The sequence below is a fragment of the Xanthomonas indica genome, assembly GCF_040529045.1.
Lineage (GTDB): Bacteria > Pseudomonadota > Gammaproteobacteria > Xanthomonadales > Xanthomonadaceae > Xanthomonas_A > Xanthomonas_A indica.
On the sequence record NZ_CP131914.1, the window covers coordinates 364,103 to 379,049 of the forward strand.

A 14,947-nucleotide genomic window follows, 5' to 3' on the forward strand; every position below is an offset into this window, starting at 1 on the left:
CAGTAGGTCACCCTAACTACCGCATCATCGCTGTCAATCGGCACCATGCCTGCGGTCCCGTCCGCCGCTCAGGCCGCGGGTGGCGCCGGCGGCATCGGCGGTGCCTGAGGCGCCTGAGGTGCCTGAGGTGCCTGCGCCACGAACAGGCGACGGGTGATCAACAGGTACACGACGAAGATCAGCACGCTGAGCAGCGGCAGACCGAACGCCAGCCGCCGCAGCACCGCGCCCAGGTGCTTGTTGCCCTCCAGCTTGTCCAGTCGATCGAACTGGGACGGCTTGGCATTGGCGTAGGCCACGCGTACGTTGGCGCCTTCCTCCATGTAGGGTGCCGCGTTGTCCTCGGACGTCTCGAACGCGCCTTCATAGCGCTTGCCACCGGCCTCGAACCCGTAGCGGAAGTGGTAGGTGCGCGAGACGCGGCCCTTGCGGCCGCGCTCCTCCTCGATATGGTCCAGGTGCACCGGCGCATCGACCACGCTGTGGTCCTTCAGGATCGCATTGGCCCGGTGATAGCCGGCCAAGCCGGACAGGCCGAGGAACGCGGCCACGACCACGAACGCCGCCAGGCACAGCCATTTGGACAGCCTGCGCAGCACGGCATGGGATTTTTCGGATACGGGAATGCTGATCATTGGTGGTCCCCTGGAAATCGTGATGGTTGCCGGCGACATGCGCGCCACCGGATGCAGTGCAGTCTGGCGACGGCCGCCAGCGCGTTGCAGCACCAATGCGTCAAGTGCCAGACGCGGCGGTTGACGCTGCGTCAAGCGCCGCCGCGCGCGCCGCCATGGCGCATTCCACGTATCCTTGCCGCGCATGACGCACGCTGCATTTCCGATCGATCCGCTGCTGCCGCAGATCCGCGACAGCCTCGCCGCCCATCCGCGCCTGGTGCTGGAAGCCCCGCCCGGCGCCGGCAAGACCACCCAGGTGCCGCCGGCGCTGCTCGACGCGCCCTGGCTGCAGGGCCGGCGCATCGTCATGCTGGAACCACGCCGGGTCGCCGCGCGCAGCGCCGCCACCTTCATGGCCCGGCAGCGCGGCGAAGCGCCGGGCGAGACCGTCGGCTACCGCATCCGCTTCGAGAACAAGGTTTCCGCGCGTACCCGCATCGAGGTGGTCACCGAGGGCATCCTGACCCGCCTGCTGCAGGACGACCCGATGCTTGATGGCATCGGCGCGCTGCTGTTCGACGAATTCCACGAGCGCCACCTGGCCGCGGACCTGGGCCTGGCGCTGGCCCTGGACGTGCAGGCGCAGGTGCGCGAGGACCTGCGCATCGTGGTGATGTCGGCCACGCTGGACGGCGAGCGCCTGGCGCAGTTCCTCGACGCGCCGCGGCTGTCCAGCGCCGGGCGTAGTTTCCCGGTGGAAATCGCGCACTTCCCGGCGCGGCGCGAGGAATCGCTGGAAGCGCAGGCCCGGCGTGCGGTGGAGCATGCGCTGCAGCAGCATCCGGGCGACGTGCTGGTGTTCCTGCCCGGGCAGCGCGAGATCGGACGGGTGCAGGCGGCGCTGGCGACGGCGGGGGTTGGCGTCGAGGGGGCATCCGCCGCCGCGTCGAGCGTTACCCCAGCAGACACCGCTTCCGGCGCGCCCTCATCCGGTGCTGCGCGCCACCTTCTCCCGGAGGAAGAAGGGAGGGGGGTGGAGGTGTTGCCGCTGCATGGCGAGTTGCCGGTGGAACAGCAGAGCAAGGTGCTGCAGCCCGATCCGCAGGGACGGCGGCGCGTGGTGCTGGCAACCAACGTCGCCGAGTCCTCGGTGACGCTGCCCGGGGTGCGCGTGGTGATCGACGCCGGGCTGGCGCGCGAGCCGCACTACGATCCCAACAGCGGCTTCTCGCGGCTGGACGTGGCCGCCATCGCCCAGGCCTCGGCCGACCAGCGCGCCGGGCGCGCCGGCCGCGTCGCCAGCGGCTGGGCCTACCGCTTGTGGCCGCAGTCGCAGCGCCTGGAGGCGCAGCGCCGCGCCGAGATCCTGCAGGTGGAACTGGCCGGGCTGGCACTGGAACTGGCCGCCTGGGGCAGCGACGGGCTGCGCTTCGTCGATCCGCCACCGGCCGGCGCGCTGGCCGCCGCGCGTGAGTTGCTGCAGCGGCTGGGTGCGCTCGGCGCGAACGGCACCATCACCGCCAGCGGCCGGCGCATGCTCGCGCTGGGCACCCATCCACGCCTGGCGGCGATGCTGCTGGCGGCGAACGATGCACGTGCGCAGGCGCTGGCCTGCGACCTCGCCGCCCTGATCGAAGCACGCGACCCGCTGCGCCAGGGTGGCGATGCGCTGGCCGCGCGCTGGCGCGCCCTGGCCGCGTTCCGACGCGGCCGCGTGCCGCACGACGCCAACCGCGGTGCGCTGGCGGCGATCGACGCGGCCGCCAAGCAATGGCGGCGGCGCCTGCGCAGCGACGCCGCGGCGCCGGACAGCCTGGAGGCGCATGAACTCGGCGATCTGCTGGCGCATGCCTTTCCCGATCGCATCGGTACGCGCCACCCCAGCGATCCGCTGCGCTACCAGTTGGCCAACGGTCGCAGCGTGCGCCTGTTCGAGCACAGCGACCTGCGCGGCGAGCCCTGGCTGGTCGCCACCGAGTTGCGTCACGAGGCCAAGGACGCGTTGCTGCTGCGCGCCGCGCCGGTGGACGAGACCTATCTGCGCGCGCAATTCCCGCAGCGCTTCGCGCAAGAGGACGTGGTGCGTTGGGATCCCGAACGGCGTGCGCTGAGCGCGCTGCGCGAGACCCGCTTCGATCGCATCGTGCTCGACAGCCGCCCCGCCGGCCGCGTCGCGCCGGCGCAGGCGGCCGCAGCGCTCACCGAGGCGGTCCGCGAACTGGGGCTGCAGGCGCTGCCCTGGAGCGAGGGCCTGGCGCAGTGGCGCGCGCGGGTGGCCGGGCTGCGCCAGTGGATGCCGGAACTGGAGCTGCCGGACCTGGGCGACGCCGCGCTGCTGGACAGCCTCGACGACTGGCTGCGCCCGGCCTTCGCCGGCAAGACCCGGCTTGACGCGCTCGGCGAGGACGAGCTGGGCGAGGCGCTGAAGGCGCGGCTGCCGTGGGACCGGCGCCAGGCCATCGACCGTCATGCCCCGGTGCGCATCGCCGTGCCCTCGGGCATGGAACGGCGCATCGACTACAGCGTGGACCACGCCGGACAGCCGCAGCCGCCGGTGCTGGCGGTCAAGCTGCAGGAACTGTTCGGCCTGGCCGACACCCCGCGCATCGCCGACGGCCGCGTGCCGCTGCTGCTGCACCTGCTCTCGCCCGGCGGCCGGCCGCTGCAGGTCACCCAGGACCTGCGCAATTTCTGGTCCAGCACCTATCCGGAAGTGAAGAAGGAAATGAAGGGGCGCTATCCGCGCCACCCCTGGCCGGACGACCCCTGGACTGCCACCGCCAGCCATCGCGCCAAGCCGCGCGGTACCTAGGCGTCATTGATCGCCCGAGCACGCCGCGCCACGATGGCGCGGAGTTGTGCAAGGGGAGCGGGAGGAGGTGGACGCCAGTCCATGCCCGTGGACGACGCGGACGCACGCAACGTGGTCGATCGGACCGAATAGGCAGGCGCAAGGCCGACGTCATGCCGCTGGAACCGACGACAAGCCAGGCGCCGCGCGACGCACCACCGGCAGCGCGTCGCAGGCCCACGCGGCGCACGCCGGGGCGGATCGCGCGTTGCCACCCACGTCCCCGCATTCAGCCGGCAGACGAATCCGCGGCGCTGCGCTAACGCCCCGTATACGGCACGGGGGCGACACTGCAGGCCTTCATTCCTGCCAGTAGGGGACGCCCATGAGCAAGCTGACCATCATCACCGACCGCGCCCTGGATCTCGCCAGCCACGCCGGCGACAGCCTCAAGCATCTCGGCCCGCAGGCGAACAAGTGGCTGCAGTCGGGCAAGGCGGTGAGCGCGCTCAAGGCCGGTGCCGCGCTGGGTGCAGTGAAGACCGGCACCAAGGTCGCGCGCACCGCAGTGCGCCGCAACCCGGCCGTGGCCATCGCCGCCGCCGCGGTGGGCGTCGGCCTGCTCGGCTACGCCATCTACCGCAAGCGCCAGCGCGACAAGGGCGCGCCGATCGAAGGCAATGCGCAGCGCATCGAAGCCGCCAGCAAGCGCGGCAATACCGGCGCCCGCCGCAGCGCCGCCAGCACCCGCAACTCGCGCCGCGCTGCAGCCACGCAGGACGCCGCGACCGAAGAGTGAGGTTGCGCGAGCGGCCTGAGGGCCGCCGCAGCGGCGCACACAGCGACCGGGAGAGATCCCGGTCGCTTTTTTATGGGTTCGCTGCGCCCCCGCTCTTCCAACGTAGGAGCGGCTTCAGCCGCGACCGGAAGGGTTACGAGATCCTCATGTCGCGGCTGAAGCCGCTCCTAGGCGTGACTCGGCACACCACGCACTACAACGCACGCCACGCGCCCGGCGCCAACCCGTCCACCCGGTGCGCGCCCATCGCCGCGCGCACCAGCCGCAGCGTCGGCAGGCCGACCGCCGCGGTCATCCGCCGCACCTGGCGGTTGCGGCCTTCGCGCAGCACGATCTGCAGCCAGGCATCGGGCACGCTCTTGCGAAAGCGTACCGGCGGATCGCGCGGCCACAGCGCTGGCGGTGCCTCCAGCAATGCCACCTGCGCCGGCGCGGTCGGGCCATCGTTCAACAGCACGCCGTCGCGCAGGCGCTGCAATTGTTCTGGTTGTGGCGCGCCCTCCACCTGCACCCAGTAGGTCTTGGGCTGCTTGTGCCGTGGATCGGTGAGGCGATGTGCCAGCGCGCCGTCATCGGTCAGCAGCAGCAGGCCTTCGCTGTCGTAGTCCAGGCGTCCGGCCGCATACACGTCGGCAGGCAGGCCGAACTCGGCCAGGGTCCGCCGCGGCGGCGTACTGCGGTCGGTGAACTGGCACAGCACGTTGAAGGGCTTGTTGAAGGCGATCAGCATCGGCGGGAACGGCGGCGGGCCTGCGCCGCACGGCGCGGCGCAGGCATTGTCCCATGCACCTGCGCCGCGTCGCCCGCGCGCCGGCTCAGCGCTTGACGAACTTCAGGGTCATCCGGTCGCTCTCGCCGATCGCCTGGTACTTGGCGTCGTCGGCGGCCTCGTGCTGGTTGCTCGGCGGCAGCGTCCACACGCCGCCCGGGTAGTCCTTGCTGTCGCGCGGATTGGCGTTGAGCTCGCTCTTGCCGGCCAGCTTGAAGCCGGCCGCCTCGGCCATGGCGATCACCTGCGCCTGGCCGACATAGCCGCTCTTGTCGTCGGCCGGCACGTCGGCCTTGGCGCGGTGCTCGACCACGCCGAGCACGCCGCCGGGCTTGAGCACCTGGTAGAAGCCCTTGAACATGCCCTCGGCCTGCCCGGCCATGCGCCAGTTGTGCACGTTGCGGAAGGTCAGCACCAGGTCGGCCGAGCCGGGCGGGCCGAACACCGGCGCGTTCGGCGCATACGCGACGATGCGCGCGCGGTCGTACTGGGCCGGCGCCGCGGCGAACTTCTGTTCCAGGCCGGCGCGCGCCTTCTGCTGGTAGTCGCGGCCGCGCCCTTCCGGCACGGCTGCCGGATCCACCACCGCGGCGATGTACTGACCATGCTCGCGCAGGTACGGCGCCAGGATCTCGGAATACCAGCCGCTGCCCGGGGTGACCTCGATGACCGTCTGGGTCGGCTTGATGCCGAAGAACGCCAGCGTCTGCCCGGGGTGGCGATAGGCGTCGCGGGCGACGTTGGCGCGGTCGCGCCAGCTGCCGTTGATCGCCGCCTGCAGCGATGCGTCCGGCGCCGGCAGCGTCGCGGTGTCGGCGGGCTTGATCGCCTGCGCCGCGGGAGCGAGCAAGGCGGTGGCGACGGCCAGGGTGCAGGCGCAGGCGAGCGAGGTTCGAAGCGTCATGGCAGGCATCCGCAAGAGAGGTGGCGCGAGCCTAGCACGCGACCCGGCAAGGCCGAATGTTGCACTCCCGTTAGCGCGGATCACGCTGGCGGAACGCTGTTTTCGCGAGCATTTGACGGTTGCCAAACCCCTGGCGACTATCCTGTCGCCTTCCCCCACAGTGGAGCGTTTTCCATGCTGCACACGCGCGAACTCGGCCGCTCCGGCCTGCATGCGGCACCGTTGGCGTTCGGCGGCAACGTGTTCGGCTGGAGCGCCGACGCCAAGACCTCCTTCGCCCTGCTCGACGCCTTCGTCGAGGCCGGCTGCAACCTCATCGACACCGCCGACATCTACTCGGCCTGGGTGCCCGGCAACCGCGGCGGCGAATCGGAAACGCTGATCGGGCAGTGGCTCAAGCGCAGCGGCAAGCGCGACAAGGTGCTGATCGCGACCAAGGTCGGAAAGTGGGCCGAGCGCCCGGGTCTGTCCGCCGACAACATCGCCGCTGCCGCAGAGGACTCGCTGCAGCGCCTGCAGACCGACGTCATCGATCTGTACCAGGCGCACGAAGACGACGATTCGGTACCTCTGGAAGCCACCCTGGCGGCGTTCGGGCGGCTGATCGAACAAGGCAAGGTGCGCGCGATCGGCGCCTCCAACTACAACGCCGCGCGCCTGCGCGAGGCCCTGAACGTCTCCGCGCAGTACGGCCTGCCCCGCTACGAGACGCTGCAGCCGGAGTACAACCTGTACGACCGCGCCGGCTACGAGGCCGAGCTGGAGCCGCTCGTGCGCGAACAGGGCCTGGGCGTGCTGTGCTACTACGCGCTGGCCAGCGGATTTCTCAGCGGCAAGTACCGCCGCGCCGAAGATGCCGGCAAGAGCCAGGCGCGCGGTGCCAGCGTGGTCGCGCGTTATCTCAACGCGCGCGGCCTGCGCATCCTCGCCGCGCTCGACGACATCGCCGGCAAGCATGCCGCCACGCCCACGCAGGTGGCGCTGGCCTGGTTGATGGCGCGGCCCGGCATCGTCGCGCCGATCGCCAGCGCGACCAGCCTGGAACAGTTGCAGGACCTGCTCGCCGCCGCGCGCCTGCAGCTGTCGGCCGAAGACATCGCGCAATTGAATACCGCAAGTGAGGAAACCGCATGACCGCCCCCACCCAGACCACCCGCATCGTGCTCGCCTCGCGCCCGCAAGGCGCGCCGGGCACCGACAACTTCCGCACCGAGCAGGCGCCGCTGGCGCCACCCGGCCCCGGCCAGGTGCTGCTGCGCAACCGCTGGCTGTCGCTGGACCCGTACATGCGCGGGCGCATGAGCGATGCGCCGTCCTACGCGCCGCCGGTGCAGCTGGGCGAGACCATGGTCGGCAGCACCGTGGCCGAGGTGCTGCAATCCAATTCCCCCGACCACGCGCCGGGCGATCTGGTGCTGGTGCAGAACGGCGGCTGGCAGACCCATCTGGTCGTCGACGGCGCCAGCCTGCGGCGCAAGCTCGACCGCGACTCGCCGCTGCCGCCGAGCACCGCGCTCGGCGTGTACGGCATGCCCGGCTTCACCGCCTATGCCGGCCTGCACGAGATCGGCAAGCCCCAGCCCGGCGAGACCGTCGCGGTGGCCGCGGCCACCGGCCCGGTCGGCGCCACGGTGGCGCAGATCGCCAAGCTGCGTGGGGCGAAGGTGATCGCCATCGCCGGCGGCGCGGAGAAATGCCGCTACCTGCGCGAGGAACTGGGTGTGGACGTGGCCCTGGACCACCGCGCCAAGGACTTCGCCGAGCAGTTGCGCGCCGCCGCGACCGACGGCATCGACGTGTACTTCGAGAACGTCGGCGGCCACGTGTTCGATGCGGTGCTGCCGCTGCTCAACGACTTCGCGCGGGTGCCGGTGTGCGGCACCATCGCCACCTACAACGCCAACGGCGCCCTGCCGCCGGGGCCGGACCGGCTCCCGGCGCTGATGGGCCAGGTACTGCGCCAGCGCCTGACCTTGCGCGGCTTCATCGTCGGCGACTTCGTCAAGCTGTACCCGGAGTTCCTGCGCGAGATGGGCGCGTGGCTGGCCGAGGGCCGCGTGCGCTATCGCGAACACGTGGTGGACGGGCTGGAGAACGCCCCGCAGGCCTTCATCGACATGCTCAGCGGCGGCAACTTCGGCAAGCTGGTGGTGCGGTTGGGCGACTGAGGCCGGGGACCGAAACTCGAACCCCTCGTAGGAGCGGCTTTAGCCGCGACCGGGCGTCCCCGGGAACGCCCGGTCGCGGCTGAAGCCGCTCTTACAAGGATCGAGGATCGTCATCCGCCACCTGGTGGATGACGATACTCGCGCACACCGCGGCATCGACGCCCGCGGATGCAGCCACTACCATCGGACGCATTGCCGCCGCCGCCGCTTCCATGTCCGATTCCCCGCGTCCCCCTCGTGCACGCCGCACCGCGCGTGCCGCCACCGCCCCCACCCCGCCCGAGCGTGGCCTGGCCGCGGAGCTGATGCGGCGCATCGGCGAGTGCGAAGGCGACCCGAACTTCATGACCTCGCTGGCGCGCGGTCTGGCCGTGCTCAGCGCCTTCGGCCAGCACAGCCGCGACGTCAGCATGGCCCAGCTCAGCGCCGACACCGGCATCCCGCGCGCGGCGGTGCGGCGCGTGCTGTACACGCTGGAGAAGCTGGGCTACGCCGGCACCCACGGCCGCGGCTACGTGCTGCTGCCGCGTGCGCTGGGCATCGGCAGCGGCTACCTGTCCACCGCCGCCCTGTCGGTGGCGGCGCAGCCGGTGCTGGATGCGCTGCGCGACGACCTGCACGAGTCCTGCTCGCTGGGCGTGCTCGACGGCGACGACCTGCTGTACGTGGCGCGCGCGGAAACCGTGCGGATCATGTCGATCGGCCTGCGTGCGGGCAGCCGCCTGCCCGCCTACTGCACCTCGATGGGCCGGGTGCTGCTGGCCGCGCAGCCGGGCGACACCTTGAACAGCTACCTGGACCGCAATCCGCTGCGCCCGCGCACCGAACGTACCGTCACCGACCGTGCGCAGTTCCAGGCCCTGCTCGAACGCGTGCAGCGCGACGGCCATGCCATTGTCGACCAGGAACTGGAGATCGGCCTGCGCTCGGTGGCGGTACCGGTGCGCAACCGCCAGGACCGCGTGGTGGCCGCGCTCAATGTCGGCAGCTCGGTGGCGCGGATGACCCTGGGCAGCCTGCAGAGCACGGTGTTGCCGGCACTGCGGCAGGCGGCACAGCGCCTGAGCCGGGTACTGGACTGAGCGCCGCCGGGGCCGCGCCGAGCCGTCGCGTCACCCACCAGAACAGCAGCGCCAGCAAGCTGACCGCCGCCCCCAGGCGACACACGCCGGTCCAACCTGCCTGGGCATAGGTCGCGGTCGTGCCGATCGCGCCCAGTCCGCTGCCCACTGCGTAGAACAGCATGTACAGGCCGATCAGCCGACCGTGCGCGTGCGGCCGGTCGCGCAGGATCATGCTCTGGCTGGTGACGTGCAAGGCCTGCCCGGCCAGGTCGAGCAGGACGATGCCGAGCACCAGCGCGGCGAGCGACTGCGGCAGCCACGACAGCGGCCACCAGGCCAGCACCAACACCACCAGCGCCGCGGCGCTGGTGCGCTGGGCATGGCCGCGGTCGGCCCAGTGTCCGGCCCGCGCGGCCGCCAGCGCACCGACCGCGCCGACCAGACCGAAGGCGCCGATGGCGGTGTGCGAGAACGCGTACGGTGGTGCGCGCAACGGCAGCACCAGCGCGCTCCAGAAGATGTTGAACGCCGCGAACATCAACAGCGCCAGCACGCCGCGCACCTGCAACACACGCTCCTGCCGCAGCAGCGTCAGCATGGACGCGATCAGGCGCAGATAGCGCAGTGGCTGCGGCGCCACCGGGAGCGCCGGCAACCAGCGCCACAGCGGCAGCGCGAGCGCCAGCATCAGCGCCGCGGCGCCGGCATAGACCGCGCGCCAGCCGGCCAGGTCGCTGATGCCGCCGGCGAACACCCGCGCCAACAACAGGCCGATGAACACACCGCCCTGCGCCGCACCGACCACCCGCCCCTGCTCCTGCGGCGCCGCGGCGCTGGCGGCATAGGCGATCAACCCCTGGGTCATCGCCGTGCCCAGCATGCCGACGGCGAGCATGCCGGCCAGCAACACCGGCGCCGACCGCGCCAGGCTCACCGCGACCAGCGTCACGACCAGTCCCAGCGCCTGCGCTGCCATCAGACGCCGACGCTCCACCAGGTCGCCCAGCGGCACCAGCAACAGCAGGGCCAGCGCGCAGCCGACCTGGGCGGCGCTGACCACGCCGCCCACCGCTGCCGGGCCGATGCGGAAATCCGCTGCCAGCGCATCCAGCAGCGGCTGCGCGTAATAGACGTTGGCCACGCTCAGGCCACTGGCGATGGCGAACAGCCAGACCAGGCGACGCGGCATGGAGGGCGCAGCGGTGACGGATTGCATGATCGAAGACTTGCCCTTTCCAGTTTCAAAACGAAACTTGTTCCAGGCTAGGTCGATAGGTTTTAAAATGCAACCACTGCCGCCGAGCGCCGACCGGAAACGCCGATGCCGTCCCGCCCTGCCCTACCCGCGTCGCCCTGCCCGGTGGCGCGCAGCGCCGACCTGATCGGCGACCGCTGGTCACTGCTGATCGTGCGCGATGCCTTCGATGGCATACGCCGCTTCGGCGACTTCCAGCGCAGCCTGGGCATGGCCCGCAACATCCTGGCCGACCGGCTGCGCAAGCTGGTCGAGGCCGGCATCCTGGAGACGCGCGAGGCCTCCGACGGCAGCGCCTACCGCGAGTACGCGCTGAGCGCCAAGGGCGAGGACCTGTTCGCGGTGGTGCTGGCGCTGCGGCAATGGGGCGAACGGCATCTGTTCGACCACGGCGAGCGCCACTCGGTGCTGATCGACACGCGCACCGGCAAGCCGGTCGCGCGCATGCTGCCGCGCGCCGCCGACGGCACGCGGCTGAGCCCGGCGGTCACCGTCGTGCGGAAGGTGCGCTGAGCGCGCGCGGCGCGCGCTATGCGCCGCCTTCGGCGGCCTGCTCGGCCAGGATCGGCGCAGCCAGGGCGAAGGCATGGTTGGCCGCCGGCACGCCGCAATAGATTGCCGCCTGCAGCAGCACTTCCTTGATCTCGTCGGCGCTCACGCCATTGTTGCGCGCGGCGCGCACGTGCAGCTTGAATTCCTCGTCGTGGCCGCGCGCCACCATCATCGCCAGGGTCAGCAGCGAGCGCGTGTGCCGCGGCAGGCCCTCGCGGGTCCACACTGTGCCCCAGGCGGTGCGGGTGATGAACTCCTGGAATTCCTCGGTGAACGGCGTGCGTGCGGCCAGCGAGCGGTCGACGTGGGCATCGCCGAGCACCGCACGGCGCACCTGCAGGCCGGCGGCGTAGCGTTCGTTCTCGTGCATCGGGGCAACTCCTGGAACGTGGGGAAAAGGCGGGCGCGATCTACTGCAACAGGAAGCGCAGCAGCGCGTCGTTGAAGGCGTGCGGCGACTCCACGTTGCACAGGTGGCGGCCGTGCACCTCGGCGGCGTCGCCCTGCGCCACCTGCGCGGCGATGGCCTGCAGATCGGCCGGCGGACACACCGGGTCGTCATGGCCGGCCACGGCCAGCACCGGCACGCGGATCTCGCCCAGGCGCGTGCGGAAGTCGGCCTCGGCCAGCGCCTGGCAGCAGCCGATGTAGGCCTGCGCGTCGGTGGCGCGGAAGCTCTCCAGGATCGCCTCGACGGTAGCCGGCTGCGCCTCGACGAAGGCCGGGGTGAACCAGCGCGTGCGGGTGCCTTCGCACAGCGGTGCCAGGCCCTCGGTGCGGACCTGGTCGATGCGCGCCTGCCAGCTCTCGGCGCTGCCGATCCTGGCCGCGGTGGCGCACAGGGTGAGGCTGAGCAGGCGCTCGCCGGCATGCAGCCCCAGCCACTGCCCGGTCAGCCCGCCGATCGACAGGCCGCAGAAGTGGCTGCGTTCGATCGACAGCGCATCCCAGAGCGCCAGCACGTCGCCGCCGAGATCGGCCATGGCGTACGGCGCGGGCGCGGCGGTGGAAGCGCCGTGGCCGCGGCGGTCGTAGCGCAGCACGCGGAAATGCGGCGCCAGCGCCGCGATCTGCGCGTCCCACATGTGCAGGTCGGTGCCGAGCGAATTGCACAGGGTCAGCCACGGACGGCCTTCGCTGCCGTCGATGCGGTAATGCAGACGATGCGTGGGCAGGTCGAGGATCGGCATGGTCGGCGCTCGCTTGGAGAGGGGATTGGGCCGTCGCGCAGCAAACCGCGCGGCACCGGCAAGTCTAGAACGTGGCGCCGGCGCTGCGGCAGACAGGCACGGCGCCGCTCACCCGCGCGCCTGCGCGGCGAGTACGCGCGCGATCCACACCGTGGCCATGCCGCGCCAGCTGTCGCTGGCGAACAGCGCATCCAGATCCGCCGGCGCCAGCACCGCGGTCACCTGCGGCTCCTCGGCCAGCACCGCGCGCAGGTGCTGCTGCGTGGCCAGCGCACGACGCACCGCCGTTTCCACCAGCGCGTGCGCGGCAGCCTTGCCCAGATGGGCGGCGAGAGTCACCGCCACCGCCTCGGCATAGAGCAGGCCGCCGTGGCTGTCCAGATGCGCGGCCATGCGCGCGCGGTCCAGTTCCAGGCCCTCGGCCAGCACCCGCACCTGGGCCAGGCTGCCGGCGCTCAGGCGCACCAGTTCCGGCAGGGTCTCCCATTCGGCATGCCAACCGCCGACCGCGCGCTCGTGTTCCTGCGGCAGCGCCGCGCACAGGGTCGCGAGCAGGCCCGGCGCGCGCGTGGCCGCGGCGATCGCGACAACGCAGCCCACCGGATTGCGCTTGTGCGGCATCGCCGAGGAACCACCCTTGCCCGCCGCGGCAGGTTCGAAGGCCTCGGCCACTTCCGACTGCATCAGCAGGGCGACGTCGCGACCGATCTTGCCGAGGCTGCCGGCCAGCAGCGCGAACGCCGCGCCGATCTCGCCGATCCGGTCGCGCGCCGCATGCCAGGGCAGCGCCGGCAGCGGCAGGCGCAGCTCCGCCGCCAGCGCCTCGGCCACGGCCAGGCCTTGCGACTGCAGCGCGGCCAGGGTGCCGGCGGCGCCGCCGAACTGCAGCACCAGCGCATCCTCGCGCAGCGCCTGCAGGCGCCGACGACTGCGCTGCAGCGCGTCCAGCCAACCGGCGGCCTTCAGCCCGAAGGTCACCGGCACCGCCTGCTGCAGCAAGGTGCGTCCGGGCAGGCCGGTGTCGCGCTCGCGCTGCGCCAGTGCCGCCAGCGCCGCGCACAGCGCGTCCAGTTGCGCCTCCACATGGTCGAGCGCGGCGCGCAGCTGCAGCACCGCACCGCTGTCGATGATGTCCTGGCTGGTCGCGCCCCAGTGCACCCAGCGCGCGGCGTCCTCATCGGCGGCGGCGACCTGCGCGGTGAGCGCCTTGACCAGCGGGATCGCCGGATTGCCGGCCAGCGCGGTGGCGGCGGCGAGCGCGGGCACGTCGTAGCGCGCGGCATCGCAGGCCGCGGCGATCGGCGCCGCCGCACTGGCCGGGATCACCCCGCAACGCGCCTGCGCGCGTGCCAGCGCCGCTTCCACGTCGAGCATGGCCTGCAGGCGGGCTCGGTCATCGAACAGTGCATCGACGGCCGGATCGCCGAACAGCGGACGCAACAGGGACTCGGAGACGCTCATCGGTTCGTATGCGGTGGAGAGATCATGCAGCGTAACCGCTGCGGCCTGTGCAGGATGTCGCCGCGCTCAGTAGCGGAAGAACACGGTCTCGTGCTCGCCCTGCATGCGCACGTCCCACTGGTAGCGGTGCGCCGCCAGCGGTTGCGCGATCAGGGTGGCGCGGCGCTCGGCCGGCACCTGCGCCAGGATCGCATCGCCGTCCAGGTCGTCGTCGCCGAAGTACAGCCGCGTCGGCGCGGCGCGCAGCAGGCCGCGCATGAACACCAGCACCACCAGGTGAGGCGCCTGCAGGCCCTTGGGCCCAGCGACGCGCCCGGGCTTGACCGTGCGGAAGGCGAAGCGGCCCTGCGCGTCGGTCGGCACCCGGCCCCAGCCGTGGAAGGCGGGATCGTGTTCGCCGCGGCGCGGATCGGCGGCATGGTCGTAGATGCCGGCGGCATCGGCCTGCCAGATTTCCAGCAGCGCATCGCCGACCGGCACGCCATGGCCGTCGAACACGCTGCCGGCGATCTCCACATGCGTGCCCTGCGCCTGCGCCGGCGCGATCTCGGTGCGGTACAGCGGCTCCAGCCCGATCCGGTAGTAGGGGCCGACCGTCTGCGAAGGGGTTGCCTGGAAACTCATCGCCTCACTCCCAAGGGGTCTGCTTGCGTCCGCGCAGGACGATGTCGAAACGGTAGCCCAGCGCGAACTCGTTGGCGGTGTTCTCCCAGTCGAACGTGGAGACCATGCGCTCGCGCGCCTTGGGATCCTCCACGCAGTTGAAGATCGGGTCGAACGCCAGCAGCGGATCGCCGGGGAAGTACATCTGCGTGACCAGGCGCTGGCCGATGCCGTCGCCGTGCAGCGAGAAATGGATGTGCGCCGGGCGCCAGGCGTTGTAGTGGTTGCGCCACGGATACGCGCCCGGCTTGATGGTGGTGAAGCGGTAGCGGCCGTGGTCGTCGGTCAGCACCTGGCCGGTGCCGGTGAAGTTGGGATCCAGCGGCGCATCGTGCTGGTCGCCGGCGTGCAGGTAGCGGCCGGCGGCGTTGCACTGCCAGACCTCGACCACGCTGTGGCGCACCGGCTTGCCGTTCTCGTCGAGCAGGCGGCCGCTGACGATGATGCGCTCGCCCAGCGGCGCGCCGGGGAAGCCGGCGGTGAGATCGGCGGCGTGTTCGCCCAGGGTGGTTCGGTCCAAGGTCGGGCCGGTGGCCTCGGACAGAGTCAGCGGGATCGCGATCGGATCGCGGGTCGGGCCGCGCGCGCCGGTGGAGGCGTAGGGCGGATGCAGATAGGCCGGCTGCGTCCCGGGGTACGGGCGGCGATAGCCGAGCAGGGGATCGATGGGGGTGTCGTCGCGCATCGTGCGGTCTCGCTGGCTCCGCGCGGAGC

Annotated in this window: 15 protein-coding genes; 6 read left to right on the plus strand and 9 right to left on the minus strand. The window is 71.7% G+C overall.

From position 1 onward, the window contains the following. Positions 1-68: 68 nt before the first annotated feature. Positions 69-635: a DUF3592 domain-containing protein gene (locus tag Q7W82_RS01560; protein WP_242159174.1), complete on the minus strand. Its 567-nt coding sequence runs from the start codon at positions 633-635 to the stop codon at positions 69-71. A gap of 184 nt (positions 636-819) precedes the next feature. On the opposite strand from Q7W82_RS01560, the gene hrpB reads away from it, so the two are divergent. Together hrpB and Q7W82_RS01570 are read left to right on the plus strand one after the other, a co-directional pair. After that, positions 820-3,429 (plus strand): ATP-dependent helicase HrpB, encoded by a 2,610-nt coding sequence (gene hrpB, locus Q7W82_RS01565; RefSeq protein ID WP_242159173.1) that lies wholly within the window; start codon positions 820-822, stop codon positions 3,427-3,429. A 364-nt stretch (positions 3,430-3,793) separates the two neighbouring features. Further along, positions 3,794-4,207: a hypothetical protein gene (locus Q7W82_RS01570; RefSeq protein ID WP_242159172.1), complete on the plus strand. Its 414-nt coding sequence runs from the start codon at positions 3,794-3,796 to the stop codon at positions 4,205-4,207. A 193-nt stretch (positions 4,208-4,400) separates the two neighbouring features. Here Q7W82_RS01570 and Q7W82_RS01575 read toward each other — a convergent pair whose 3' ends face one another. Next, positions 4,401-4,937, minus strand: a complete 537-nt coding sequence (locus tag Q7W82_RS01575; protein WP_242159171.1) for a pseudouridine synthase — start codon at positions 4,935-4,937, stop codon at positions 4,401-4,403. An 85-nt stretch (positions 4,938-5,022) separates the two neighbouring features. Beyond that, positions 5,023-5,880, minus strand: coding sequence for a methyltransferase (locus Q7W82_RS01580; protein ID WP_242159170.1), 858 nt, complete (start codon positions 5,878-5,880; stop codon positions 5,023-5,025). A gap of 174 nt (positions 5,881-6,054) precedes the next feature. Between Q7W82_RS01580 and Q7W82_RS01585 the strand changes: the two genes are divergently transcribed. The 3 genes from Q7W82_RS01585 to Q7W82_RS01595 all read left to right on the plus strand — a co-directional run bounded on the left by Q7W82_RS01585 (position 6,055) and on the right by Q7W82_RS01595 (position 9,130). Continuing rightward, on the plus strand, positions 6,055-7,014 hold the full coding sequence (locus Q7W82_RS01585) for an aldo/keto reductase (RefSeq protein WP_242159169.1): 960 nt from the start codon (positions 6,055-6,057) through the stop codon (positions 7,012-7,014). Further along, the gene (locus Q7W82_RS01590) at positions 7,011-8,048 is read left to right on the plus strand and encodes an NADP-dependent oxidoreductase (protein WP_242159168.1); all 1,038 of its coding nucleotides are present in this window, start codon (positions 7,011-7,013) and stop codon (positions 8,046-8,048) included. The genes Q7W82_RS01585 and Q7W82_RS01590 overlap by 4 nt, the downstream gene beginning before the upstream one ends. Positions 8,049-8,260: 212 nt before the next feature. Then, complete coding sequence (locus tag Q7W82_RS01595) at positions 8,261-9,130, plus strand: IclR family transcriptional regulator C-terminal domain-containing protein (protein ID WP_242159167.1); 870 nt, start codon at positions 8,261-8,263, stop codon at positions 9,128-9,130. Here Q7W82_RS01595 and Q7W82_RS01600 read toward each other — a convergent pair. Continuing rightward, complete coding sequence (locus Q7W82_RS01600) at positions 9,024-10,301, minus strand: MFS transporter (protein ID WP_242159166.1); 1,278 nt, start codon at positions 10,299-10,301, stop codon at positions 9,024-9,026. The genes Q7W82_RS01595 and Q7W82_RS01600 overlap by 107 nt on opposite strands. 132 nt (positions 10,302-10,433) lie before the next feature. Between Q7W82_RS01600 and Q7W82_RS01605 the strand changes: the two genes are divergently transcribed. After that, on the plus strand, positions 10,434-10,880 hold the full coding sequence (locus Q7W82_RS01605; protein WP_242159165.1) for a helix-turn-helix domain-containing protein: 447 nt from the start codon (positions 10,434-10,436) through the stop codon (positions 10,878-10,880). A 16-nt stretch (positions 10,881-10,896) separates the two neighbouring features. Here the strand turns inward: Q7W82_RS01605 and pcaC are convergent, their stop codons facing one another. The 5 genes from pcaC to pcaH all read right to left on the minus strand — a co-directional run bounded on the left by pcaC (position 10,897) and on the right by pcaH (position 14,918). Beyond that, positions 10,897-11,289 (minus strand): 4-carboxymuconolactone decarboxylase, encoded by a 393-nt coding sequence (gene pcaC / locus Q7W82_RS01610; RefSeq protein ID WP_019799518.1) that lies wholly within the window; start codon positions 11,287-11,289, stop codon positions 10,897-10,899. A gap of 40 nt (positions 11,290-11,329) precedes the next feature. After that, positions 11,330-12,109 (minus strand): 3-oxoadipate enol-lactonase, encoded by a 780-nt coding sequence (gene pcaD / locus Q7W82_RS01615; protein ID WP_242159164.1) that lies wholly within the window; start codon positions 12,107-12,109, stop codon positions 11,330-11,332. A 108-nt stretch (positions 12,110-12,217) separates the two neighbouring features. Beyond that, positions 12,218-13,570, minus strand: a complete 1,353-nt coding sequence (locus tag Q7W82_RS01620) for a 3-carboxy-cis,cis-muconate cycloisomerase (RefSeq protein WP_242159163.1) — start codon at positions 13,568-13,570, stop codon at positions 12,218-12,220. A 66-nt stretch (positions 13,571-13,636) separates the two neighbouring features. Then, positions 13,637-14,194 (minus strand): protocatechuate 3,4-dioxygenase subunit alpha, encoded by a 558-nt coding sequence (gene pcaG, locus Q7W82_RS01625; RefSeq protein WP_242159162.1) that lies wholly within the window; start codon positions 14,192-14,194, stop codon positions 13,637-13,639. 4 nt (positions 14,195-14,198) lie between these two features. Further along, positions 14,199-14,918, minus strand: a complete 720-nt coding sequence (gene pcaH / locus Q7W82_RS01630; RefSeq protein WP_242159161.1) for a protocatechuate 3,4-dioxygenase subunit beta — start codon at positions 14,916-14,918, stop codon at positions 14,199-14,201. Between the last annotated feature and the right edge of the window lie 29 nt (positions 14,919-14,947).